This window comes from Limnospira indica PCC 8005 (assembly GCF_000973065.1).
GTDB lineage: Bacteria > Cyanobacteriota > Cyanobacteriia > Cyanobacteriales > Microcoleaceae > Limnospira > Limnospira fusiformis.
This window is the reverse complement of the sequence record NZ_FO818640.1, coordinates 6,076,918-6,100,370: the sequence shown is the minus strand read 5'-3', so window position 1 is coordinate 6,100,370 and position 23,453 is coordinate 6,076,918. Positions and strand designations below refer to the sequence as shown.

Below are 23,453 nucleotides of genomic sequence, written 5' to 3'. Positions count from 1 at the left end.
CGATTGAAACCATGTCAACGGAAACTATAGAGGCGGAACCCTTACTGTATCAGTATCGTAGATTTTTTGCTAATCAGTATCTCCATGGAGATGGCATTGAAGTGGGGGCGCTTAATCACCCTCTAGCTTTACCAGAAACTGCCAGAATTAAATATGTCGATCGCCTCTCGGTAGCAGACCTCAGACGGCATTATCCTGAGTTGGCTGATGAACCTCTAGTTGAGGTTGATATTATTGACAATGGAGAACATCTCCAAACTGTTGAGGAAGCCAGCCAGGATTTTGTCATTGCTAATCATTTTATTGAACATTGTCAAGACCCGATTACCACCATTGAAAATCTACTCCGGGTTCTCAAAAAAGGCGGGATTCTCTATCTGGCGGTTCCCGACAAACGCTACTCTTTTGATAGCGATCGGCCTATTACTTCCTTTGAACATCTGTTGAAAGATTATCAGGAAGGCCCCGAAAATTCTAAGGTCAGTCACTATCAAGAATGGGCGGAATTAGTGCTTAAAGAAACTGATAAATCTCAGGTTCAGGATATTGTCAAAAAGTTAATTAAACGCGATTATAGCATTCATTTCCATGTGTGGGAGTCTCGGAACTTTTTGGATTTCTTGGTTTCCCTGAAAAACCACCTTAATTTTCCCTTAGAGGTTCAGCGCTTATTTCAAAACTCATCTGAGTTTATTACCATTTTGACTAAATCCAGATAGGCATCCCTTCGGGGTAGCGTCAGACCTGAAGCAGAAAGTCAGGCGGAAATCATCTCTGACGCACCCCCATTTCAAGGGGATATTTACAGCAATTTTTTAAGTAGGGAAGTAAGGCTCTCTCCTAATTTTAACACATCTTGCTGTTGTTGTTCATCTTTCAGATTGCCATCGGTGTCAAAAATCTGATAGCCATTGGGTAAAGTCTTCTGTTCGGGAATTACTAAGACACCAATACTTTCTAAAATAGACCGCACATGAAACAAGCCCCTTAAACCTCCTAAACCACCCGGAGAAGTTGCCATTAAAGCAGCTACTTTTCCGCGAAAACAGGTTAAGGCTAAAGGGGGTTCTCCCGGTTCTGAACGGGAAGCCCAATCAATCGCATTTTTCAGTAAAGGAGTAATTGAACTGTTGTATTCGGGAGAGGCAATTAAAAAGCCGTGATGGGTTTTTAATAATTGCTTAAATTGCAGCACCGTTTCCGGTAATCCTTCCCGGTCTTGCAAGTCTTGGTCAAACAGGGGCATCGGCAAATCTTGGAAGTCGATAAAAGTAACTTCCGCCCCGGCTTGTCTGGCTCCTTCGGCAGCAATTTTGACCAGTTTTTTATGCAAAGAAGCCTCGCGTTTACTGCCAGCAAATGCCAAAATTTTGGGTGTTGTTTCCATGATATTCTAGTTGGTATAATCTGAGGGTACGGCTAAATCAAATAGCAGGATTTCCGCCGGGTCTGATGTGCCGGTTAATCGGATTATATGGGTTTCATCGGCGGCGGGAGTTATGGCGACTCCATCTCCCTGACTGAGAGTGCGATCGCCTAAAACTACCGAACCCCTAGCTATTTGAATCCAGGCAACTCTTCCCGGTTTTATGGTATAATTTATCTGGTCATCTTCGGTAGTTAATTTAGCCCCATATAGTTCCACATCCTGATGAATAGTGACCGAACCATTCCGACCGTCAGGAGAACCCAATAATTGCAGTTGACCCCACTGTTCAGCCTCAGAAAAGGCTTTTTGTTCATAGCTAGGGGGGAGTCCATTTTCATTAGGAATAATCCAAATTTGCAACAGGTGAACTGGTTGAGTTTCCGACCCATTAAATTCGCTATGATAAATGCCAGTTCCTGCAGTCATCCGTTGCACTTCTCCCGGTCGAATTACCGAACCATTACCGAGGCTATCTTGGTGTTCTAGGGTCCCCGATAACACATAGGTAATGATTTCCATATCTTGATGGGAGTGGGTTTTAAATCCGCCTCTGGGTTGGATATGGTCCTCATTAATTACTCGCAGGGTAGCGAAACTAATATGATTGGGATCATAATATTGACCAAAGGAAAAGGTATGGCGACTATCTAGCCAGTCTAACTTTACTTGGCCGCGATCGCCACTAGGCCGAATTTCGATCATAAAATTATCCCGGCTTTAGATAATAGTGATTTGTGGGCAACTATTGATATCATAATACACAACTCGATTATCTGCTTAATCAACTATCCGAGAATAATCGAGAATTGGCAATCAATAATATGGGGTGGGTGGGCCAGGTTTACCAATATGCTGGTATCCAATGTAATTGACCCCAGTGTTTATGGCGTGGGTGGGGCGGGTTTACCAATATCCTGGTATCCAATGTAATTGACCCCAGTGTTTATGGCGTGGGTGGGGCGGGTTTACCAATATCCTGGTATCCAATGTAATTGACCCCAGTGTTTATGGCGTGGGTGGGGCGGGTTTACCAATATCCTGGTATCCAATGTAATTGACCCCAGTGTTTATGGCGTGGGTGGGGCGGGTTTACCAATATCCTGGTATCCAATGTAATTGACCCCAGAACCCGCCCCTACAGTCTTGGGTTCCGGTAGGAAGATAAAGAGCATGATTTAATCTCAAATTAGGTTAACATTTTACGGCAATACGGTATAATACCAAGTATGGTGCGAGACCTTCGGGTATGAAATAGAGCTGAAATGGGCGAAATAACTACCCGGTGAGGACTTCAACCCCTTGGTTGATTGGGTCGCATCCCTGGCCATCCCATAACACAGCCTGATTTTTTTGCCCCCCTTCGAGACTTCCAATATGGTTGCCAAGGTGAAGCGTCTAATCAGGTCTAAGACTGCCCGCGCCATGCTGAAATGGGCGCATTATCGATTCAAACTAACCCTGAGACATCAAGGGGAAATAACTGAACAGTTGTAGATGTGACCGAAGAATACACCAGCAAAACCTGTACTCACTGTGGTCATGTCCATTCCCAGCTAGGTGGCTCAAAAGTGTTCCGATGTCCGGAGTGCGGGTTCACTCTACCACGGGACTGGAACGGTGCTTTTGGAATCTTTCTAAAAGCTTTGCGGGATACCGCCTCTGTTACCTTAACGGGTAATAGTGCTATCGTTGCATTGTCCGGGAACAACCGGAAAAATGTCGCGTAAATGTATCAGACCCAACAGGTGGTAAAATCGGAAAGCTAACAGACCCAAGACTGTCCCCTAGGGGCCAAATGTATCAGTGTGTGAATTTAATTGCTGTGGGAACCTATGGATTTTTCTAATCTAGCAGCCCAGTTGAATGCTGGGGCGATTTTACCAGAAAGTATTGTATTGATCACTTTGATGGTGGTCTTGATCGGTGATTTAATTGTAGGGCGGACAGCATCTGCTAAATGGACACCATATGCCGCCATTGGTGGGTTGCTGCTGTCTATCGTGGCTTTATACTCCCAATGGGATAATACCAACACCCTAGCGTTTTTGGGGAGTTTTAATGCTGATCCTCTGAGTATAGTATTCCGGGGAATTATTGCCCTGTCGGCCGCGGTGACAATTTTGATGTCCGTTAGCTATATTGAACAAACGGGAACCGCTTTAGCAGAATTTATTTGTATTTTGCTGACAGCGACTCTGGGGGGGATGTTCCTGTCTGGGGCTAATGAGTTGGTGATGATCTTCGTCTCCCTGGAAACCCTCAGTATTTCCTCTTATATGCTGACAGGATACGCTAAACGAGACCCTCGGTCTAATGAGGCGGCGCTGAAATATCTGCTAATTGGGGCAGCTAGTGCGGCCGTGTTCCTGTATGGTTTATCGTTGCTGTATGGTTTATCTGGCGGTGAAACTAACCTAAATGCGATCGCCCAAGCCATTACTAATAATGGAGTAGGTGAATCTCTGGGGCTGGTAATTGCTTTAGTATTTGTAATTGCGGGAATTTCCTTTAAAATCTCGGCGGTTCCTTTCCACCAGTGGACTCCTGATGTGTATGAAGGTTCACCAACTCCTGTGGTGGCATTTCTATCGGTGGGGTCTAAGGCTGCCGGGTTTGCTTTAGCAATTCGTCTGTTATTAAATGCTTTCCCTGTATTGTCCGAACAGTGGCACTTTGTGTTTACCGCCCTAGCCATCCTGAGTATGATCTTAGGAAATGTGGTCGCCCTAGCCCAAACCAGCATGAAACGGATGTTGGCTTATTCTTCCATCGCCCAGGCTGGGTTTGTCATGATTGGGTTAATTGCCGGAACTGATGCGGGTTATTCCAGCATGGTATTTTACCTGTTGATTTACCTGTTTATGAACTTGGGCGGTTTTACCTGCGTGATTCTGTTCTCTCTGCGGACAGGTACAGACCAAATTAGTGAATATAGCGGTTTGTATCAAAAAGACCCCCTACTAACTTTGGGGTTGAGTATTTGTCTGTTGTCTTTGGGTGGTATTCCTCCCCTGGCTGGATTTTTTGGGAAAATTTATCTATTCTGGGCTGGTTGGCAAGCGGGGTTATATGCCCTGGTTTTACTGGGTTTAGTTACCAGTGTGGTTTCGATTTACTACTACATTCGGGTAGTGAAAATGATGGTGGTTAAGGAACCTCACGAAATGTCTGATGTGGTGAAAAATTATCCGCCAATTCGCTGGAATTTGCCGGGGATGCGTCCCTTACAGGTGGGTTTGGTTTTGTCGGTAATTGTCACCTCTCTGGCGGGGATTTTATCTAATCCTTTGTTTACCCTGGCTAATGATTCTGTGAGCCGTAGTCCCCTATTCCAACAGGCGGCTATTTCTCAGGCGGAAACTGTGGCAACTATTGATGTGATTTCTAGTCCGGCAATACTCGCTAAGGATTAGTGATTACCTGGTTTAGGGGCGGGTGATATCGACAGCTTTTTAGTTGGTCGCCAATCTGGCTAAACTCGCCCCAAATCATAGTAGTTGGCAGTAATTACCCCCGTTGGGCGATCGCATAATATCTCCACGGGGCGGGGTATCCTTCCATGGTTTCTTGGGGGTTTTCGGGGTTGAGAAACTCCTGTAAACTGTCGATATTAGCCCAGGGAGTCCGGCGTTGTTCTTCTACTGATAAAGGTGAGGCGAAAATACAGCGAACTTTAGTAAATCCTGCCCTAATCATCCAGGTTTCTAAACAGGACTGGGTGGGGAGAAACCAAATTCCTTTGGCGTTGGCGTAACGTTGGCGAGGGGTGAGGGCGATCGCTTTTTCTCCGGGGATACCCTGACAGTCGATGATGATTTCTCCTTTTGGGGCTAGGGCTTGCCGCATTTTTCGCAATAAACCAATGGGGTCGGTGTGGTGATAGAGAATACCTAAGCAGAAAATGGTATCGAAAAATTGGGGATAATAATCTATATGTTCGACTCCTAATAATTCAAAATGTAGGTTTTCCTGACGGACTAGGTTTTGCATTAGTTGGAAGTTCCAAAAGTGTTTGGCGTAGGGTTCAAAGCCAATTACACAATCGGGTTGCTGGTCTGCCATGCGAAACATATAATAACCATTATGGCAGCCAATATCTGCTACTTTTCGCTGTGTGAGGGGCTGAATATGGGGGGTAATTCTTTCCCATTTTAAATGCGATCGCCATTCCGCATCTATCAGCGTTCCAAATAATTCAAAAGGTCCTTTTTTCCAGGGACAGAAAGTCTTTAATGTCGCCTCAAACCGCTGTTGCTGGTCTGGGGAAAGTTCCCCCAAGCGTCCGATTTTCACCACCGAACCCGAAAAATCAAACCATTGGGTTTGGATATCCTCAACTGCTTCTACTGCTTCTCTATACCGCTTGATTTTATCATCAAATAACCGAGGATAAGCCCATTGGCGCTGTTGCTGAATCCCATCACGGTTAATGTCGATATCATAGGCGGCTAAATAATCATCAGCATGGTACATATAATAATCCTGATTACCTGTCAAGTTTTTATCAATAATTAGGGAAGGTTTATTTGGGGTTATTTTAGAGCAATAAATGAGGTGAAATTGTGAAACTTTAACAAAGAATCAACAGCCGCAAAGCCACTGTCATGCAGCATGGCTACCTGTTGCATTTGAGTGAGGGGAATCAAGACATTTTCTAGGGCTTCCTTTTTGCGTTCAATCTCATTTTGAGCATAGCCATTTCGGGTTTTAAAGGCTTCATAATGGCGGGTCATGGTTTCCTGGAATTGGGGATAAGGCGATCGTAATTTTTCACTCAGGAATAATAAACCACCCGGAACTAACCCTTCATAAACCGCATTTAAAACCTGTTGTCTCTGGTGAACTGGCAGAAATTGTAGAGTATAATTCATCACCACAATACTACTATTTTCAAAACTACTATTTTCCGCACTTTGACAGATTAACTCTATGTCGTGGATGTCTTCTAAACCTGATAACTTTTCTTTAGCTTTCGCTAACATGGGTTCCGAGTTGTCAATACCAACTAGGGTAGCAGGTGTTTTTAAAAATCGCCCCAGTAACTCTAAAAACGTCCCCGTTGAACAACCCACATCAATAATTTTAGTACCAGGTTGATAATAGGCTTTCGTCCATTGTACCGCACAGGCGACCACTTCTTTATATAGGGGAACCGAACGGGAAACCATATCATCAAAAACCCGCACCACATCTTCATTAAAAGTAAAAGGTTTTGGCCAGGTTTCCTGTTCAAATAGTTGGTCTTTGTCGGAACTTAGATAAAGTTCTGTATCCCAGAAATTAGTCATAATTTAATTTTCCATATCGGGTCATACAATCATATTTTACAACCAACCTGCCTCCCCAACATCAATAATGACGGTAACAGACATTACTGATAATTTTTGCAATTTATAAATTTGATAATATCATGTAATAGTTCAACCATCAAATACCCAGATGAATATTATGTTTTTGGCTAAAGGTTTAGTTATTGGCTTCTCCATTGCTGCGCCAGTTGGACCCATTGGAATTTTATGTATTAGGAGGTCTCTTACTCAAGGTAAAATAGTTGGCTTATTATCTGGTTTGGGCGCGGCTACTGCTGATGCAATTTATGGCTTTATGGCTGGCTTTGGACTCACCGCAATTTCTAGTTTACTCCTCGGTCAACAAACATTATTAAGAATATTGGGCGGTTTATTTTTATGCTATTTGGGCTTAAAAATTTTTCGGGATAAACCAGCTAATGAGTCTGCTCAAATTAACCATAAACTCGGTGCTTATGCTTCCACATTTTTGTTAACTCTCACTAATCCCATGACGATTTTAGGGTTTATTGGTATTTTTTCGGGTTTGGGTTTAGGGGAAGCCAATAACTATTTTGATGCCACTTTGTTAGTGTTAGGAGTCTTTTTTGGTTCCGCCCTCTGGTGGTTACTCTTGGTGGGGTTCATTGAATTATTTCGCGATCGCTTAAATTCTACTATTTTTCAATGGGTTAATCGAGTGTCTGGGCTAATAATTATCAGTTTTGGCATCTTAGCCATTGCTACAGTTATATGGCAATAAAACCGCCCTAGCTGGCGCACCCTCTGACCCGATAATTTTTAAAGGTAGACAAATTAACTGATATTCTCCCGGTGCAATTTCAGCTAAATTAATGCCTTCTAAAATAACCACTCCTGCAGTCAATAAGATTTCATGGGTTAAGGGACTATCATTAAACCTTTGAACTGAAAGATAGTCAACACCGACTAATTGAATACCAGCATCAACTACCCATTGGGCTGCATCAGCAGTTAAGGCAACATAATCTTGTTTAAATTCCGATATTCCTCGCTCCCAAAGCTGAGAATTGGCAGTTTTAAACAAGAGTCTTTCCGTGTCTTTGGGGATGTTTAATTGATTTAATAAATTAGCAGTAATTGCGGTAACATCAGCCACGGAAATTACTAAAGCCCGCCCGATTAACGTCTCTAATGATAGTTGTTCAACAGTAGGACCACCATCAATAAAATGAGAGGGGGCATCTACATGGGTTCCCACATGAACGCTGCTTGCCATTTTAGAAACATTTACCCCATGTTGGTCAATGGTTTTGGTAGACTCAAGTTGAAAGTTTAAACCTCCTGGCCAAGTAGGTAGTTGGGAGTGTAGACCAACGGAAATATCGAGTATTTTTACCATGTTGATAACTCCATTAATTGACAACTGCTATCTAATTATAGCATGATTTATCCTACTATTCATCTGATGACAATTCGAGCCTTTAATATTTTAAATAAAAATCACGAATTAAGGCGATAAATTCATCACTGTAAATGTGTCGATCTTTTTCAATTATCAAGGTGTGTGTCTGACAGGTTTTTGGAGTTTTTCCTAATTCCATAATTATGCGTTTCACGGAATGTGTAGCTGTGGGTTTGATTAACAATTGACGATCGCAATATAATCCGAAAGTGGCGGCGATTTCTTGAAACTTGATGGCGGCTGCTGTGGGATAAATTATTGCCAGTTTCCCGGTGGGTTTTAATAATTTGGTAGTTACTTGTAAGATATCTATCTGGGAGAGGCTGTCGCTATGTTTGGCGAGGGCTATTTGATGATTATCGGGTTTATAAGCATTGGCAAAAAAGGGGGGATTAGAAATGATTAAATCGTATTGTATATCACAGAAATCCGCATATTTTTGGATAGAATTATGATAGATTTTTAGACGCGATCGCCACGGGGAATTAGCTATATTTTCACTGGCTTGTATATAAGCATCTTTATCAATTTCTACTGCCTCAATTTCCGCCGGGGAACGTTGGGCTAAGATTAAAGCAATTAATCCGCTTCCCGTCCCAATATCTAAGATATTATCGACAGATTTTATATCTGTCCAGGTTCCTAATATTACCCCGTCTGTGCCGACTTTCATCCCACAGCGATCCTGAAAAATAGTAAACTGTTTAAACTGAAATTTATTGCTGACCATACCTAGGATTAATTGCGTAAAATTAAACTACCTGGGGTAACTTTTTTAATCCAGTTGGTGATGATAATTTGGTCACGATCGCCTTTTGTGATTGGGTATCCTTGGAGATTTTTAAATGTCACAGTTTCAGGAATATTAACTTTTTCTCCGGTGGGAATTGCCACTTGATTAATTTCGGAGATATCAAAAGGACGTAGGACTTGGAAAACGATATATTTACCACTTTCTCCCCCCAAGGCTTCAGCGACACATAAATCATTGCGATAATGGGAAATTTTGGATTTTGACTTCATTCGGGAGAAAATAGAGGTAGTTCGATTAGCTTTAAAAAATGGCGATCGCGCTTCAGTCTGCCAATGGTTTTTAAGGGTTACTGGGTCGGTGAAAATTTGCTCACATATCTGGTCAATATCTGGGGCTAAATTACCATTTTTCCCGAAATGTCTGAGGTCTAGGCGCAGGGTATGTAAACCCGCCTTTTGTAGTCCCTCAAGTTGATCTAAAATAAACCAATCTTTATCTAAAAATAGAAAAGTTCCGTGGTGAGTTTCTACCGCTGGAAGGGGGCGATCGCCATTTTCTTCTGCCCTAGCTTTGACCTCAAGAAAACCTTGATTATTCTCCTCTGATATATGTTCAGCTAATAGCGATCGGGGTGAGTAAAAAAGCAAAATTCTCCCCACCCCCAAGACTTCACAGGGTACTGGTAATTTCTGGCAATATTCAATTAACTTATTTTCGGGAATTTCAATTGATAAAATCAGACGTTCTAAACATCCAGCGAACAGTTCACACCATCCTGTTAATGCCTCAAAATTATGATTTCCTGTCTCTACAATTAACTGAATAGGTAATTGGGGATAATGAACGATTAACCATTCTGCCGCGCCGGGATCACATACTCGAATAGCGGCAAAATTTAGGAGATCCCAATCACAGAGGCGATCGACAATTTGCATCATCACCCCTTCGGTCATTAAAATATCCCACACCAAAACCGGACGCAACCCCCGCTTTTTCGCCTCTTCCGCCAGAAAAAACACCTCTGGCGCGGTTAACTTTCCCTGTCTAGCTAATAAAAAAGGTTCTAATAAAACCTCCCTCAAATTAGCTACCCTAGCGCATCTATCTAAGTCCTCTAAACTACCCACAAAAGTATTAAATATCATCAATTATTCCCTAATTAACTACCAGTAACCATAGAGTATGGGGCTGCTATTTCTACTTTAGATGGAGATAATCTCAGCAAATGCAGTTGGTTAACCTGCGCCAATTCGGGGAATTTTGGAATACAAACAATACCATCTTTTCGCATAAAATTAATCTCCTCACCGACTACGGAAAATAAACGATTAACTTGATAATTAATAGGCTGACCATGGGGCAGGATAAACTCGACTTTATCTCCCACAGATAAAGGTTCTACCAATTTGATAGCGATCGCCTCTTCAGTCGTATCTAAAACCATCCCTAAATAATCATGAGTTCCGGTATTATTTCCGGCGGCTTGCTCAAAAACCGAACCCTCACCCGCCGCCGTTTCTAGGGAACCAGAAAAATAATCCCTGTGGGGAATTGACTGTAAATCTGCCACTATTTCCTGCAATAATTCCGGGGTTAACTCACCTTGAGAATAAGCATCAATCGCCCGACGATAGGCTTTACAAGTCATCGCTACATAAAAGGATGATTTCATCCGTCCTTCAATTTTTAGGGAACAAATGTGATGTTTGAAAAAATCACCGACCTGATAGATACCCCACAAATCTTTGGAGGACATAAACGTAATGGTAGAATCCTCAGAAGATAGTTGATAAGGAAGGCGACAAGATTGAATACATCCACCTCGGTTAGAATCCCGTCCGGCGGTATAATTAGAAATGGTACAATGTCCAGAATATGCCATACACATCGCCCCATGAATAAACATCTCAATTTCTAAGGGTGCTGCTTGGGGATTTTCGGCTGAGAATTTAGCCCGCATTTGACCCGCTTCGGTGATGCTAACTTCCCTACCTAAAATTAGGCGATCGACCCCAAATCTAGCCCAGAGTCTGGCTGCATATCCATTTAAACAGGAAGCCTGAGTTGATAGGTGAATTTTCAGATTAGAACAGTTTTTAATAACTCGCATAACTCCCAAATCGGAGACAATGACTGCATCCACATTGAGCTGTTCTAACAGTTGACAATAATCCCCAAATTCGCTAAAATCTTCATCATGGAGGAAAGCATTTAAAGTCACATAAACTTTAGCCCCCCGTTCATGGGCAAATGTGACACCCCTCTGTAATTCTTCGGGGCTAAAATTATCAGCCCTAGCTCGCAATCCATAATTTTGACCGCCTAGATAGACAGCATCTGCGCCATAGGTAATGGCAACTTGTAATCTTTCTAAATTCTTGGCTGGGGCTAATAGTTCTGGTTTCCACATAATCAAAAAACTGCTTAACTAACTGGTGTCTGATTAACTTCTAAAATCTCTCTAACGGTTCGCCCATCTCCTTGAAATCCAAAATACCATAAAGCTGTCGCTGCTTCCGCCCTGGTGACAGTTTTTTGCGGTTGAAATAGGGTAGTAAACCCAAACACTCGCCGAATATTAGCATTATCTCCGTTATCAAAATCTGCTAAAATCGCCCTGATGGCATTACTATTAATTTTGGAGGCATCCTGAAATCCCCAACGTTGTTCAACGGCATCTACAGTCCCTTGGGGTAAGCCTTGGCGGATATCTAAGGGGACCTTCCAAAGGATTAAATACTCGCGGGTTAAGGGGGCATCTGGGCGGAATTGAACGGCGGTAGTATCCCCAGATAAAGAACTAGGAATTAAGCCAGCTTCAGCTAATCCTTGAATTTCGGCAAAATAGGGATGATTGGCGGGAACATCGGTAAATACAGGTTGACTACTAGAAATGGATAAACGAATTTGTCTACCTGGAATATCAGCATAAATCTTATTGTTTGCTTGGACTAAAGCGCGGGCAAATTCTCCCCTGGTAATAGCTTGGTTAGGATTAGGAAAATTTTGCTCAAAAACACCTAGTTTGGCGACATCCATAGCAAACTGTTTTAATTCCTGGGGAATGTCGCCAGTTGTAGAAGGGGTGGGGGTAGGGGTGGGAGTAGTTTCAGGTTCTGGGGTAGGACTTGAAGTGGCGGCTGTAGGGTCAGGAGACTCTGGGGACTCGGAAGGGGTAGGTTGGGGTTGAGAGGCGATCGCTTCTGGGTCGCGAGAATAATCTATAGAAAACTTAGTTTTTCCCTCTAATACTTGGTCTAATTTCAGGTTAATTGTTACCTGTAAATCCTGTTTAGTCGCCACCAACAAACCATCACTTTCTTGGTCAGCATTGCTAACTATTTCCCAGCCATCTGATGCCAATCTATTTTGGTAGTAGGTTCTGACTAAATCAATGGGGTCGGTGGTTCGCCAAACTGTTGAGGTTTTTTGTGTATCGCTGGCGGCGAGGGTGACATCTTGTAAGCTGGAACCGGGATAAATGGAGATTTCCTGGGGGAAATTTTCGGGTAATTTCAGAAAATCATCAGGGGGTGAAATAGGCTGATTTTCTGTGGCAGCCGATTCCTGAAAAGGGGGATTTTCTTGGAGTTGTGGATCTGCTTCTAAAGATTGTTGTAAAGAGTCTCCTAGGGTACTGTTGGCACAACTACTTAATAGGGCAGTTATGCCGATGATGGGGATAAGTTTGATTAAATATTGGCTGATAATTTTCACGATTTTTGGTGATAAATGGGTTGATAATTACTCAAAAAATGGCTGATAATTTAATTGGGAACAGTTACGGGAACCCCATTTTGTTTGGGGCTAAGTCCTAGAATAAAGGGAACTGCTTTTTTTACCCATTCCTGTGGGGAAGTAAAAGCGGCTGCATCTTCCCCATAACAAATTTCTAACATATCTGTGTGAATAATTCCCGGACTCATGGGAATGGCTGCTAACCCTGGGGGAAGTTCCTGCGCGAGGGCTTGGGTTAACCCTTCGATCGCCCATTTTGAGGTACAATAGGGGGCTACCTGGGGAGAAGTAGATCGCCCCCAACCGGAACTCAGATTAATGATGATACCGGTACCCCGTTTCATCATGGCGGGGACTAGATAGCGGATCACATTTGCTACTCCTTTAATATTGACATCAATTACCTGATTAAATTCATGGGGTGGCACTTCCCACAGGGGCGCAAGTGGATTAATTATAGCGGCGTTATTAATGACTATATCGGGGGCTGGATAATTTTTAAATAGGTGATTAATCCAATTTTCTACGGCTTGAGGTTCTTCGACATTAACTACTTGAAAATTATGGGGTTTTCCATATTTTTGGGTCAGCAGGTCTATGGGTTCCCGGGAACGGGCGCAACCAATAACGGTATGTCCTAAATCAATAAAACTCTCGGTCAAAACTCTACCTAAACCTCGACTTACTCCAGTAATTAAAATAATCTTACTCATCATTAACTCCTATTTAGCCATTAATTAGTGTAACAGATAATCGTTTAAATTGCCATAATAAACTCTATAAATTTGTCAATATGTTCTGGTTCATGGGTTGCCATTAAGGAAATCCGCAGCCTGCTGGTGGTGACGGTGGGGGGGCGAATGGCGGGGGCAAAAATTCCCTGCTGTTGTAATTTTTGGGCTACCTGTAAAGCGATCGCTGCATTTTTTAGGGGGTAGCATAAAATGGGGGAAGTAAAACTGGTAAAGCCGGAAAAATTGGGATTTTCAGAATTATCAATATTCTTTAATTTTGCCTGAATAGTTGCCACATTTTCCCATAGTTTGGCGCGTCGTTGGGGTTCTTGTTGGACAATTTGAATTGCTGTTAAAGCGGCTGCTGTATCGGCTGGAGTTAAACCCGTTGTATAAATCCAACTAGGGGCGCGGTTTCGCAAAAAATCAATGGCTGTGGCTGAACCTGCTACATAACCTCCCAAACTTCCTAAAGCCTTACTTAGGGTTCCCATTTGTAACAGGGGAGTCCCGGTCAAATGGAAGTATTCGACACAACCCGCGCCATTTTTTCCAAAGACTCCGGTAGCGTGGGCTTCATCGACTAATAACATACTATCAAACTCTTGGGCGAGTTCTACTAATTGTGGTAGGGGGGATAAATCACCGTCCATACTAAACAGAGTGTCGGTAATAATTAGACCTCTGCGGTGTTGGTGGCGATGATTTTTTAACAGGTTGGTTAGGTGATTAATGTCGCTGTGGGGATAGTTAAAAACGGTCGCGCCGCTGAGTTTTGCCCCCATTTTTAAACTGGAGTGGTTATACTCATCAGATAGAATGATATCTCGCTGATTAACGAGGGCGCTAATAGTGCCAATATTAGCTAAATAACCGGAACTAAAAACTATGGCATCTTCAGTATTTTTGAGGTTGGCGATCGCCAATTCTAGCTGTCTGTGCAATTCCCGATGTCCGGTTAAAAGTCGCGAGCCAGTGGTTCCTGTCCCCCACTCACGGGTCGCATTCATGGCGGCTTCTATTAAACGTTTATCCCCTGCTAAACCCAAGTAATCATTACTGGCAAAATTGAGCATTTCTCGCCCATTTACAGTAATGATAGGACCGGGAAGACTAGCAATGGGTGTAACGGAACGATACCAATTAGCCTGGTGAATGGTATTGAGCGATCGCTGCATCCACCCATAAGCATCTTTAACCATAACTCGTTTTTTTAATCGGGGAAATTCATCAATGTTCAGAGGGGTTAATAGTATCGATATCCGCACTATTTCCGCGCACGGAAGGCAGTCTTTCCACTAATCCCATATCAAAGGCAATATCTGGCAACTCCCCCACCATATATTGTCCGGCTTGCCAAATGCGATTAGGGGTAAAACACATCTGGCGCAGTTCCACCACTTCCGTGGGTTCAAACATTTCCCTACACATTCTTCTTTCTAGTCCCATTCTTCTATAATCTCCTCTTTTTTGATTCGATGACGGGCGTGTTTTAGGTCATTACTATTAATCATTTTACCACAGTGGGGGCATATAAATGTAGTGACTTGATATTTTTGGGCTTTTCTTTCCTCAATGACCTCCGCAAAGCCAGAGGCGATAATACCTGCGGGAAGTGCAATAATACCAATACCAGTGATGGCGAGAACCGCCCCCAATAATCTCCCCCAGGGGGTAATGGGATAAACATCACCATAGCCAACGGTCGTCAATGTGACTACCGCCCACCAAATGGCTAAAGGAATATTAGCAAACTGTTCTGGTTGGGCTTCATTTTCCAAAAAATAGATGATACTCCCGGAGAAAAATAACAAAATTATCACCATACCCAGAGTCATAATTAACTCTTCTTTTTTATTATTTAATACACTTTTAATTAGGTTAAATGATTTAAGATATCGAGTCAGTTTAAAAAACCGCAAAAATCGAATTAAACGAAATAAACGCGCCGCCCTCATATCGGGAATCATCATCGGCAAGTAAAAGGGTAAAACTGCCATCAAATCAATTAAAGCCAAAGGGGTAAACATATATTTAATTCGTCCCCACAATGGATGCTTGTAATGTTCATCTATGGTACAAGACCACAGCCTTAAAAGATATTCGATGCTAAAGGCAGCAATGGAAAAATATTCAAAGTTTTGGAATAAAACATAATATCTTTGTCTCAAGTCAGCGACAGTCGCCAAAGAAACTGCGATGACATTGAGGACGATTAAAGTAATAATAAAAAAATCAAAAATTTTACTAAATGAATCATGGATAGTCCAGACTTCAAAAATAAGGAAAAGTCGTCTTTTTAATTTCGGTAGCATGATTCATAAACCCAGCTAATGTGATGACTTTATTATAAAACACGAAAAGCAGCGATCGCGTAATGATTACCCGATCGCCACTTTCACAATTGTCAACTTAGGGAATAGCCCCAGTGTTACCGACTCAAATTAGCATCCTGTAGTTCCCCAGGACGCACCGCGATTTGTTCCGTAGCATTTCCTCGTCTAACTTCCAGTCTTAAAGGCTTCCCAATTTGGGCTTTTTCGACAACCCTCTGTAGTTGGTCTGCTTGAGTAATGGATTTACCATCAATTTTAGTCACCACATCACCGCGACGTAAACCGGCGTTGGCGGCTGGACTGTCAGGAATAACCTGAACTACCAAAACTCCATCAATTTCAGGAATCATCACCATGGAGTTAGGATCACTATTAAATTCCTGAGCTAATTCTGGTGTTAAAGTAATCATCCGAATACCAATAAAAGGATGAGGGATTCTTTCACCCCTGGCTAAATTGTCTTTAATAGCCTTAGCGGTATCAATAGGAATGGCAAAACCAATCCCTTGACCATCAGCGCGAATGGCTGTATTTATGCCAATTACTTCCCCTTGTTCATTTAACAAAGGTCCCCCAGAATTACCAGGGTTAATAGCCGCATCTGTTTGGATAAATTCTAGGCGTTTATCAGGGATTCCTACCTGAGAACTAGGGCGGTTTAAAGTGCTAACAATTCCTAAAGTCACGGTATTATCTAATCCGAGGGGATTACCAACAGCGATCGCCCAATCTCCTACCTGTACTTCCGCCGAATTTCCCAACTTAGCCACTGGTAAATTATTACCATTAATCTTAACCACCGCTAAGTCAGAAGGTTCATCAGCGCCTTTAACTTCTCCTTGAAATTGGCGACCATCTCGCAGGGTGACGGTAACTTTATCCGCACCTCGGACAACATGGGCGTTAGTTAAAATCATCCCATTACTGTCCACAATAAAACCCGAACCTTGTCCCCGTTGTTGATATTCCCGGGGAAATTGTGGCATATCTTCCCCAAAGAAACGCCGGAAAAATGGATCATCAAAAAAAGGTTGAGGAATATTAGTAGAAACAGTCCTTTCTGTATCCAATCGCACTACCGCCGGACCCACACGATTGACAGCATCGGAGACAAAATTTCCGACCCTTTGGGGGACACGCGCCACGGTTTCCGGTGGCGTATTTGATGCCATTACTACTTCCTGCTTAATGGTCGCCTGGGCTACAGGGGTTAACCAATCAGGAAACAATCGCAGGAATCCTAAAGTTAACCCTACACTCAACACAATGGCGATCGCATAACCGCCAAACTGACCAAAATTAGATCCTTTTTTGTCTTGCATTAACCAGTCTCCCAACAAGCATTTGATTATATTTTAGATAGCCGGCCACAAAATATCACTAGCTGTTTTAAACCAGCCATTCACCTTGCGCCATAACCTTTCAGGCTGATCATCTACCACCTCAGAGGCGATAGTTTCCACATCTACAACTGTGGCATTTTCCCAATCGTCCCGTTCAAAATTCCGAATCGGACGGGTAGAAGATGCCATATTTTCCGATTCAATTAATTTCCTTTTCACCCAGTCACGAACTTCTCCGGTTTGATTGATTACCAAATTTTCCCAGGTAGTTTGAGAGTTCATAGCTTCTCCTTTTGGTGAGTGGTTATACATCTTACTTAATTAAGCCAATTTTCTAGGTTTTGACGAGGGTTAAAACTGCTGATTTGTTGTAGTTCTTGGTATAGTTGTCGTTGGCGATCGCTTAAAGTTTTCGGTGCTACCACCTTGAGCCGCACAATCTGATCACCTTGTCCCCCTTTAGGAATCGGCCAACCCTTACCTCGCAGCCGCAGAGACTGTCCCGATGCCACCCCTGGGGGAACCTTCATTGTCACCTTACCCGAAGGGGTAGGAACCTGAATTTCCGCCCCTAAAACTGCCTCCTCTGGAGTAATTCCCACCTCACAAATTAAATCATTTCCATCAAACTGAAAAAACGGATGTGGTTCCAGTTCAACAGTCAAATATAAATCCCCTCTTTTTCCAGAAGTCGGACTAACTCCCCCCTTTCCTTTTAAGCGAATCCGACTATCAGGCTTCGCGCCTGGGGGAATTTTAACCTTAATTGTTTCTCCATCCAAGTTAAATTTCTTTTCCACCCCCTTAAAAGCCTCCGAAAAAGTCAGAGGCAATGTGGCCGTAAAATCGCGGGGCGGTACTTGTTCATAACCCCTATTACCGCCGCCAAAAAAGTCGCCAAACTCATCAAAAGCACTATAACCGCTACCATTGGGATAGCCGTAGGGCTGGCGAGGATTACCGCCAAACCTGCCTAGTAACTCATTAATAAAGTCATCAAAATTACCATATTGGTTAAAGTCAAAATCACCTACCCCTCCCGGTGGTGGTCCCGCACTAGAAGGGTCCCAATATTTCCCAAATTGATCATACTTCTGTCGTTTATCGCGATCGCCAAGAACCTCGTATGCTTCATTAATATCCTTAAATCTTTGTTCCGCAGCGCGATCGTTAGGATTCACATCAGGGTGATATTTCCGCGCTAAGTTCCGGTAGACTTTTTTGATCTCCTGTTGACTGGCATTCTTATCCACCCCCAAAATCCCATAATAATCTTTATAGTTCATTTTAGATGACATCAGCAAGCACCTCCTTCGCACGCTTATCTACAAGATAACAAAATTGGGAATTGGGTTCAAAGCCAGATCACCTTTACTTCCCCATTCCCAACTTATTACCTCTTATATTAGCAGTCTAGTCGCTGGTTTGGTGGGTTCAGAGTACATATCAGCCAGCCAGATCAGCATTCAGTTATGGTCGAAAGGGAAGTCACCTTCCCTAACTCCAATTCAAAACCGTGCTTGATATTTTCACATCACACGGCTCCTGATGTGGATACCCTATTGTCAGTAGGAACAAGGTTACGACCCCTCGCTTTATGACTTCAACTTTAGGAGCTTTATGCCACACGTAGTCTTTAAACTCGTTTTCGCCACTATACTCCTATTTATTGCAGTCTCTATATCCACACCGTGACTAGTGGGCATATCCCAACCATTACAGTTAGGCATTGGCTTTCAGTCACATCCTTTCCCCTTATGGGCATTCGCTTACACTTTTCACTACTTTACGAGATGTACTCGCAGAGAGCCCAATAGGGGTTTAAACGTTCCGTATATATGGGTATTCCATCTTTAGATTTGTCCTTTCCACCGGGGTAAAATTAAAGGTCTGTGTAGGTAGTGTGAAGAAACTCCTACTTTTCCCCTTGCTCTTTTGAGCGCAGCGTGTCAACCTATTTCGCTACTTAATGTTGACGATGGTTCAGGCCAGACATTCGGTTTCCCTAATCATGGATGGTTGGCAGTGGTCGGATTTTGGGAATAGGTTTTCCCTCACGCCTTCCGTTCCCCGCTTAAATCCCAGATTTGTGATTTCTGAAACTTGGGGTGGCTATCGCCGTTACTCTTTCCCATAATCGCTCCAAGTAAGTTATAATACTCCTCCTAGGTAATACTTGGACGGTGTATTGCGATTTCTTAAAATGGGATTGACCATGAGTTCCCTACCTTGCTTAGAATCACACCTTCCTAAGCGTTGGGACATATATACAGTTAAGGGGTAAACTGGTTGACAGTTTATCTCCCTCTAGGAGGTTATTTCAGGCATTGCAGCCTTATTTCACTCCTAAACGTCTCGCACCTTCACCTACATTATAACTGATTTAAGCCAGATCGACCTTAACCACCCGATTTTTTTCTTCCTCAGCTTTAGGGAGAGTCAGGCTAAGAATGCCATCTTTATATTCTCCATGAACATTAGTATTTTGGACCCGAATTGGTAGAGGAATCACCCGGCGGAATTTACCATAGCGAAACTCACTGCGGGTTACTCCTTTTTCTTCCGTGTGTCTTTCTAATTTCCGTTCCCCACTGATAGCAATAGAATCCGCTGTTACCTGTACATCAATATCTTCGCGATTCATTCCGGGAACTTCTAATTTCAGATGTAAGGCTTCCGGCGTTTCCTGAAGTTCCGCTGGTGGTACAAATGCCGAACCCACATCTTCCGAAGTAGTAGTCAAGCTATCAAACAAGTGATTCATTTGACGTTGCAGAGTGTCAATTTCCCGGAAAGGTTCCCAACCAAAACGAACGAGTGCCATAATCTTTGCTCCTGTTTTATATCTTGGTTTACTGGAGGTTATCTCTTACCTCTTGTCTTACAGAATAGTCAATTTATCTTAGTTGTGGATTCGGTTTTAAACACTGAGAATATGGCAATAACCGAACTGCTTTAGTTTCCCTTTATGGTACGTTAAACCGTACCTTAATGGTCGTGAAAAGTGAACCCACCCCCATCATTCATTAATCCAGATATTACCCCTGTCTCAGTCTGATTTCCGACTTGCCTTGCCTTTTCCCCTCCAGCAGCGTTATATTTAGACAATCCACACTCTGAGGGTACTGAGGGTACTATGAAAATTTGGGTCAACGAACAGCTAGATCCCAATGGTATTGTCTATTCTTGCATTGCTTGTTGTGACGAAACTCAAGCTATGGAATGTCATGAGTCTTTCCAAAACAATCTCACCGAAACTCAAAAGCAAATGGGTTGGGTCGCCAAACTCCGCACTGTCGAGTCTTGGGATGATGTCCCTGTTAGCGCCTTAAAACTCAATTAGCACCCCCATCAAATTAAAATCCAGCCCCAAAGTACCGGGCTGGATTATCTAAATATTCTCCGTGATACTTCCTACAAACCCATTAACCTAGTCAGTCTTTTCAAAGTCTAGGGAAGCCGAATTCATGCAGTAACGCTTTCCTGTCGGTCTTGGTCCATCCTCAAAAACATGACCTAGGTGAGCATCACACTTAGCACAGAGTACCTCTACCCGGCGCATAAACAAACTATTATCCTGTTCATATCGGACACTATTTTCGGAAACCGGTTCCCAAAAACTTGGCCATCCCGTACCGGAATCATATTTGGTTTCTGAGGTGAATAACTCATTACCACAGCAAACACAACGATAAACACCCTTTTCTTTGTTATCGTAATATATGCCAGTAAAAGCGCGTTCAGTCCCCTTTTTCCGGGTGACTTTGAACTGTTCTGGTGTTAGCTGTTGCTTCCACTCTGCCTCAGTTTTTTGTACTTTCTCAACCATAAATGAGTCACTCCGATTTGTGTTCTCCCAAAGCCTAACTTAAAGCCTAACTTAAAACCTAATTCAACGCCAGCCATTTTTGAGCATTCAGGCGCTGAACCACCCCAAACACCAGCAAATCTAAAGTAATCCGGCGCTCATCTCCCAAAAATCCCTCGATCGCCGATGGTTGAGTACCATTAGCCGCCCAGGAAAAAAACTTTGGACCCTTAATATCTTCTTGGGGAAAGTAGATATTAAACTTCCGTGCGCCACCTTCCCAGCTTCCCGTCACCTGCCAACAATCTTCTGCAATTTGTAGGCTAGGCGGAAACTTAGCCTTGACTAATACCACATCGAGATCTGTAATTCCCTGTTCCTCCAGGGCTTTCTTAACCGCCGGAATATAATGATTTTCGATAAACTCTGGAAACGGCTTATCCTCCACTGCGGGGGGTTTCTCCTTTTTCGCCTTGGCGGCCGGTTTTTTCTTTTCTTCTTCTGACATCGATAGTTCCTGAGTTACAATTCACCCAAACGTATTCTATCGCTATTCGATCGCGATCGCCTTCCCCCAAAAAACCTCCCCACCTTCCACAACAGTCAATTTCCCCACCCTCAAATAATCACATCAGTTTTGCTAATCTATGCCCCTCCATCTATTTAATATTCCAAAGATTGTTAAGAATTAATACATTTTTATTGCTAATCTCTCGCAAAAAGTTGACGAGATTCTGGGGGTTATGGTATCCTCAGATAAATCGCATCCAAGGGCTTCCTGTGTCTTGATGCCAAAATAGAGGCTACAACCCTGATTATATCGTCGCCTAAATTATTCTCTCACCACAAGTTAAAATTCACGATGCACGAGTTTTGAAGCCAAAAGCGATCGCCATTTTCTGAGATGTTGACAAAATCGACATTATGTGCATAGGATGCAATTTTCCGCAGTGAGGGAATTTAAAGGATGTTAGCGAGTGCGATATTAATCCTAGTGATGGGTTTTTTTGCTGGGGAACTTGCCCGCCGATTAGGTGCGCCGCCTCTAATTGGGATGATTGGGATTGGCATGATCATGGGTAAGGAATTTGGCAACTTAATTAGTCCAGAAGTCCTAGGGGCTGCCGATGATCTGCGACTGGTAGCCGTAATGATCATTTTAATGAAAGCAGGTCTAGGACTCGATCGCTCTAAACTAGCGCAACAAGGAACAGTCGCCCTCCGGCTAGGATTTTTCCCCGCCTCAATAGAAGCCTTAGTAGTAGCGATCGCCTCAATGTTCCTATTCAATTTTGACTTCATGACAGGTCTACTATTAGGCTGCGTAGTCGGCGCAGAGTCACCCGCCGTTATTGTCCCCGGAATGTTGCGCCTAAAAAGCCTAGGCTGGGGTGTGACCAAAGGCATTCCCGACGCGATTTTAACAGGTAGCGCCTTATCAGATGTCCTGCTATTATTAGTATTTAGCCTACTGCTAAACTTTCTGGGTTCAGGAAGTACAGAAGCCATTAACCTAGGGTTCATCAGCCTATCATCCTTACAAATTCTACCATTCCAAGTAATCCTAGAAATCGTCCTAGGATTAGTAGCCGGTTTCCTAGGCGCGCGATTATTAGTATTTGTATTAGTCAAGCAGACCTGGACGCGCAACGTAGTTCAAGACATAATCATCGCCGCCAGTTTAGGACTGTTTCTGGTAATTTTCAGCAACACCTTTCCCTACTACTCCGGCTATCTAGCCGTGATGGCGATGGGATTCTTTTTAATCGAATTTGATGCCCCCCTAGCGCGATTAATCCGCAATAGTTTTGATGTATTGTGGATAGTAGCGGAAATTGTTTTATTTGTAATCATGGGGGCTACCATTCAGTTACAGGTTTTAGGGGATGTCTTATTACCGGGTTTATTATTAATAGTAATTGGTCTGGTAATAGGTAGAGGAATAGGCTGGTATTTATCGACATTAGGGAGTAATTGGAATCGCCAAGAAAAGCTGTTTTTATTGCCGGGAAATATGGCAAAAGCCACCGTACAAGCGGCTATTGGTGCTTTACCTTTAGCGGCGGGAATTGAGGGAGGGGAAATAATTTTAGCGATCGCCGCCTTATCAATTCTAGTAACCGCCCCCTTGGGTGCTTGGTCTACCCAAGTATTTGCGCCGAAACTCTTAGAAAGGGGAGAAGTAGACCCCACCAAAGTAGCCGTTAAAGGTCATCCAGTTTTATTAGCTGCTGTAGACCCGTCACCCCTATCAACTTCCGTATTGCTAAAAGCCGCCGACCTAGCGCGGCGCAGCCATGGTCAAATCATCGTTTTATATGTAGATAATGTGGGAGACGAACCGGGAAGATTACAACTAGAAAAACAAGCGCACCAACTTCTAGCAGATATCCGCTTTGAATTTATGGTATTATCAGGATTAGTACCAGAAACCATTGTCAAGACCGCCGCCAGTCGCGGGGTGACTGATGTAGTAATTGGTACCAAATCCATGAACGGTAAAAAGATGATGGTTAACTCAGTCTCTCAAGCCGTTTTAGAGATGAGTACAATTCCGGTAATTACCGTATAAGGAAACC

At 43.1% G+C, this 23,453-nt stretch carries 24 protein-coding genes and 1 pseudogene; 6 read left to right on the top strand and 19 right to left on the bottom strand.

Translation table 11 applies throughout. From position 1 onward, the window contains the following. Positions 1-11: 11 nt before the first annotated feature. Entirely contained in the window at positions 12-719 is a 708-nt protein-coding gene (locus tag XZ46_RS27055; protein WP_008056386.1) for a methyltransferase domain-containing protein, read from the top strand. An 83-nt stretch (positions 720-802) separates the two neighbouring features. On the opposite strand, the gene XZ46_RS27050 is transcribed toward XZ46_RS27055, so the two are convergent. Together XZ46_RS27050 and XZ46_RS27045 are read right to left on the bottom strand one after the other, a co-directional pair. Beyond that, positions 803-1,387: an NADPH-dependent FMN reductase gene (locus tag XZ46_RS27050; RefSeq protein WP_006622438.1), complete on the bottom strand. Its 585-nt coding sequence runs from the start codon at positions 1,385-1,387 to the stop codon at positions 803-805. Between the two features lie 6 nt (positions 1,388-1,393). After that, on the bottom strand, positions 1,394-2,131 hold the full coding sequence (locus XZ46_RS27045; RefSeq protein WP_006622439.1) for a pirin family protein: 738 nt from the start codon (positions 2,129-2,131) through the stop codon (positions 1,394-1,396). Positions 2,132-2,764: 633 nt separating this feature from the next. On the opposite strand from XZ46_RS27045, the pseudogene XZ46_RS31170 reads away from it, so the two are divergent. Next, positions 2,765-3,156, top strand: a pseudogene (locus XZ46_RS31170) (zinc ribbon domain-containing protein); the annotation flags it as partial. 105 nt (positions 3,157-3,261) lie between these two features. Beyond that, positions 3,262-4,842: an NAD(P)H-quinone oxidoreductase subunit N gene (locus XZ46_RS27040; protein WP_006670041.1), complete on the top strand. Its 1,581-nt coding sequence runs from the start codon at positions 3,262-3,264 to the stop codon at positions 4,840-4,842. A 94-nt stretch (positions 4,843-4,936) separates the two neighbouring features. Here XZ46_RS27040 and cmoB read toward each other — a convergent pair whose 3' ends face one another. Together cmoB and cmoA are read right to left on the bottom strand one after the other, a co-directional pair. After that, positions 4,937-5,902, bottom strand: coding sequence for a tRNA 5-methoxyuridine(34)/uridine 5-oxyacetic acid(34) synthase CmoB (gene cmoB / locus XZ46_RS27035; RefSeq protein ID WP_006622442.1), 966 nt, complete (start codon positions 5,900-5,902; stop codon positions 4,937-4,939). A 59-nt stretch (positions 5,903-5,961) separates the two neighbouring features. Next, positions 5,962-6,717, bottom strand: coding sequence for a carboxy-S-adenosyl-L-methionine synthase CmoA (gene cmoA / locus XZ46_RS27030; RefSeq protein WP_006622443.1), 756 nt, complete (start codon positions 6,715-6,717; stop codon positions 5,962-5,964). A 151-nt stretch (positions 6,718-6,868) separates the two neighbouring features. Between cmoA and XZ46_RS27025 the strand changes: the two genes are divergently transcribed. After that, positions 6,869-7,480 carry a LysE family translocator gene (locus XZ46_RS27025; protein WP_006622444.1) on the top strand — a complete coding sequence of 204 codons (612 nt, stop codon included), beginning with the start codon at positions 6,869-6,871 and terminating at the stop codon, positions 7,478-7,480. On the opposite strand, the gene XZ46_RS27020 is transcribed toward XZ46_RS27025, so the two are convergent. The 13 genes from XZ46_RS27020 to XZ46_RS26960 form a co-directional block, all read right to left on the bottom strand. Then, positions 7,451-8,098, bottom strand: a complete 648-nt coding sequence (locus XZ46_RS27020) for a cyclase family protein (RefSeq protein ID WP_006622445.1) — start codon at positions 8,096-8,098, stop codon at positions 7,451-7,453. The two genes, XZ46_RS27025 and XZ46_RS27020, sit on opposite strands and share 30 nt — an antisense overlap. A gap of 82 nt (positions 8,099-8,180) precedes the next feature. Beyond that, entirely contained in the window at positions 8,181-8,891 is a 711-nt protein-coding gene (locus XZ46_RS27015; protein WP_006622446.1) for a tRNA1(Val) (adenine(37)-N6)-methyltransferase, read from the bottom strand. Positions 8,892-8,899: 8 nt separating this feature from the next. Next, complete coding sequence (locus tag XZ46_RS27010; RefSeq protein WP_008056387.1) at positions 8,900-10,060, bottom strand: U32 family peptidase; 1,161 nt, start codon at positions 10,058-10,060, stop codon at positions 8,900-8,902. Positions 10,061-10,074: 14 nt separating this feature from the next. Further along, entirely contained in the window at positions 10,075-11,325 is a 1,251-nt protein-coding gene (locus XZ46_RS27005; RefSeq protein WP_008056388.1) for a peptidase U32 family protein, read from the bottom strand. A gap of 14 nt (positions 11,326-11,339) precedes the next feature. Next, entirely contained in the window at positions 11,340-12,632 is a 1,293-nt protein-coding gene (locus tag XZ46_RS27000) for an S-layer homology domain-containing protein (RefSeq protein WP_008056389.1), read from the bottom strand. A 50-nt stretch (positions 12,633-12,682) separates the two neighbouring features. After that, positions 12,683-13,366: an SDR family oxidoreductase gene (locus XZ46_RS26995; protein ID WP_006622451.1), complete on the bottom strand. Its 684-nt coding sequence runs from the start codon at positions 13,364-13,366 to the stop codon at positions 12,683-12,685. Positions 13,367-13,410: 44 nt separating this feature from the next. Further along, on the bottom strand, positions 13,411-14,589 hold the full coding sequence (gene bioF, locus XZ46_RS26990) for an 8-amino-7-oxononanoate synthase (RefSeq protein WP_008056390.1): 1,179 nt from the start codon (positions 14,587-14,589) through the stop codon (positions 13,411-13,413). A 28-nt stretch (positions 14,590-14,617) separates the two neighbouring features. Further along, the gene (locus XZ46_RS26985; RefSeq protein WP_006622453.1) at positions 14,618-14,836 is read right to left on the bottom strand and encodes a hypothetical protein; all 219 of its coding nucleotides are present in this window, start codon (positions 14,834-14,836) and stop codon (positions 14,618-14,620) included. After that, positions 14,827-15,702: an ion transporter gene (locus tag XZ46_RS26980; RefSeq protein WP_008056392.1), complete on the bottom strand. Its 876-nt coding sequence runs from the start codon at positions 15,700-15,702 to the stop codon at positions 14,827-14,829. The genes XZ46_RS26985 and XZ46_RS26980 overlap by 10 nt, the downstream gene beginning before the upstream one ends. Before the next feature lie 116 nt (positions 15,703-15,818). Further along, positions 15,819-17,045 (bottom strand): HhoA/HhoB/HtrA family serine endopeptidase, encoded by a 1,227-nt coding sequence (locus XZ46_RS26975; protein ID WP_006622455.1) that lies wholly within the window; start codon positions 17,043-17,045, stop codon positions 15,819-15,821. Between the two features lie 33 nt (positions 17,046-17,078). After that, the gene (locus XZ46_RS26970; RefSeq protein WP_006622456.1) at positions 17,079-17,348 is read right to left on the bottom strand and encodes a hypothetical protein; all 270 of its coding nucleotides are present in this window, start codon (positions 17,346-17,348) and stop codon (positions 17,079-17,081) included. A gap of 35 nt (positions 17,349-17,383) precedes the next feature. After that, on the bottom strand, positions 17,384-18,364 hold the full coding sequence (locus tag XZ46_RS26965; RefSeq protein ID WP_006622457.1) for a DnaJ C-terminal domain-containing protein: 981 nt from the start codon (positions 18,362-18,364) through the stop codon (positions 17,384-17,386). A gap of 1,085 nt (positions 18,365-19,449) precedes the next feature. After that, positions 19,450-19,890 (bottom strand): Hsp20/alpha crystallin family protein, encoded by a 441-nt coding sequence (locus tag XZ46_RS26960; RefSeq protein ID WP_008056397.1) that lies wholly within the window; start codon positions 19,888-19,890, stop codon positions 19,450-19,452. A gap of 312 nt (positions 19,891-20,202) precedes the next feature. Between XZ46_RS26960 and XZ46_RS26955 the strand changes: the two genes are divergently transcribed. Continuing rightward, positions 20,203-20,409, top strand: coding sequence for a hypothetical protein (locus XZ46_RS26955; RefSeq protein ID WP_006622460.1), 207 nt, complete (start codon positions 20,203-20,205; stop codon positions 20,407-20,409). Positions 20,410-20,496: 87 nt separating this feature from the next. Here XZ46_RS26955 and msrB read toward each other — a convergent pair whose 3' ends face one another. Together msrB and XZ46_RS26945 are read right to left on the bottom strand one after the other, a co-directional pair. Next, positions 20,497-20,895 carry a peptide-methionine (R)-S-oxide reductase MsrB gene (gene msrB, locus XZ46_RS26950; protein WP_008056400.1) on the bottom strand — a complete coding sequence of 133 codons (399 nt, stop codon included), beginning with the start codon at positions 20,893-20,895 and terminating at the stop codon, positions 20,497-20,499. A 58-nt stretch (positions 20,896-20,953) separates the two neighbouring features. Continuing rightward, a complete protein-coding gene (locus XZ46_RS26945; RefSeq protein ID WP_008056402.1) occupies positions 20,954-21,382 on the bottom strand; it encodes a DUF2996 domain-containing protein in 429 nt (142 codons plus the stop codon). A gap of 459 nt (positions 21,383-21,841) precedes the next feature. On the opposite strand from XZ46_RS26945, the gene XZ46_RS26940 reads away from it, so the two are divergent. Continuing rightward, complete coding sequence (locus tag XZ46_RS26940) at positions 21,842-23,446, top strand: cation:proton antiporter domain-containing protein (protein ID WP_008056404.1); 1,605 nt, start codon at positions 21,842-21,844, stop codon at positions 23,444-23,446. Positions 23,447-23,453: the final 7 nt, after the last annotated feature.

Bases quoted from the DNA above. Each gene is read 5' to 3' on its own strand.
- XZ46_RS27055 (WP_008056386.1), top strand. From the start codon at position 12: ATGTCAACGGAAACTATAGAGGCGGAACCCTTACTGTATCAGTATCGT.
- XZ46_RS27050 (WP_006622438.1), bottom strand. From the start codon at position 1,387: ATGGAAACAACACCCAAAATTTTGGCATTTGCTGGCAGTAAACGCGAG.
- XZ46_RS27045 (WP_006622439.1), bottom strand. From the start codon at position 2,131: ATGATCGAAATTCGGCCTAGTGGCGATCGCGGCCAAGTAAAGTTAGAC.
- XZ46_RS27040 (WP_006670041.1), top strand. From the start codon at position 3,262: ATGGATTTTTCTAATCTAGCAGCCCAGTTGAATGCTGGGGCGATTTTA.
- cmoB (WP_006622442.1), bottom strand. From the start codon at position 5,902: ATGTACCATGCTGATGATTATTTAGCCGCCTATGATATCGACATTAAC.
- cmoA (WP_006622443.1), bottom strand. From the start codon at position 6,717: ATGACTAATTTCTGGGATACAGAACTTTATCTAAGTTCCGACAAAGAC.
- XZ46_RS27025 (WP_006622444.1), top strand. From the start codon at position 6,869: ATGAATATTATGTTTTTGGCTAAAGGTTTAGTTATTGGCTTCTCCATT.
- XZ46_RS27020 (WP_006622445.1), bottom strand. From the start codon at position 8,098: ATGGTAAAAATACTCGATATTTCCGTTGGTCTACACTCCCAACTACCT.
- XZ46_RS27015 (WP_006622446.1), bottom strand. From the start codon at position 8,891: ATGGTCAGCAATAAATTTCAGTTTAAACAGTTTACTATTTTTCAGGAT.
- XZ46_RS27010 (WP_008056387.1), bottom strand. From the start codon at position 10,060: ATGATATTTAATACTTTTGTGGGTAGTTTAGAGGACTTAGATAGATGC.
- XZ46_RS27005 (WP_008056388.1), bottom strand. From the start codon at position 11,325: ATGTGGAAACCAGAACTATTAGCCCCAGCCAAGAATTTAGAAAGATTA.
- XZ46_RS26995 (WP_006622451.1), bottom strand. From the start codon at position 13,366: ATGAGTAAGATTATTTTAATTACTGGAGTAAGTCGAGGTTTAGGTAGA.
- bioF (WP_008056390.1), bottom strand. From the start codon at position 14,589: ATGGTTAAAGATGCTTATGGGTGGATGCAGCGATCGCTCAATACCATT.
- XZ46_RS26985 (WP_006622453.1), bottom strand. From the start codon at position 14,836: ATGGGACTAGAAAGAAGAATGTGTAGGGAAATGTTTGAACCCACGGAA.
- XZ46_RS26980 (WP_008056392.1), bottom strand. From the start codon at position 15,702: ATGCTACCGAAATTAAAAAGACGACTTTTCCTTATTTTTGAAGTCTGG.
- XZ46_RS26975 (WP_006622455.1), bottom strand. From the start codon at position 17,045: ATGCAAGACAAAAAAGGATCTAATTTTGGTCAGTTTGGCGGTTATGCG.
- XZ46_RS26970 (WP_006622456.1), bottom strand. From the start codon at position 17,348: ATGAACTCTCAAACTACCTGGGAAAATTTGGTAATCAATCAAACCGGA.
- XZ46_RS26965 (WP_006622457.1), bottom strand. From the start codon at position 18,364: ATGTCATCTAAAATGAACTATAAAGATTATTATGGGATTTTGGGGGTG.
- XZ46_RS26960 (WP_008056397.1), bottom strand. From the start codon at position 19,890: ATGGCACTCGTTCGTTTTGGTTGGGAACCTTTCCGGGAAATTGACACT.
- XZ46_RS26955 (WP_006622460.1), top strand. From the start codon at position 20,203: ATGAAAATTTGGGTCAACGAACAGCTAGATCCCAATGGTATTGTCTAT.
- msrB (WP_008056400.1), bottom strand. From the start codon at position 20,895: ATGGTTGAGAAAGTACAAAAAACTGAGGCAGAGTGGAAGCAACAGCTA.
- XZ46_RS26945 (WP_008056402.1), bottom strand. From the start codon at position 21,382: ATGTCAGAAGAAGAAAAGAAAAAACCGGCCGCCAAGGCGAAAAAGGAG.
- XZ46_RS26940 (WP_008056404.1), top strand. From the start codon at position 21,842: ATGTTAGCGAGTGCGATATTAATCCTAGTGATGGGTTTTTTTGCTGGG.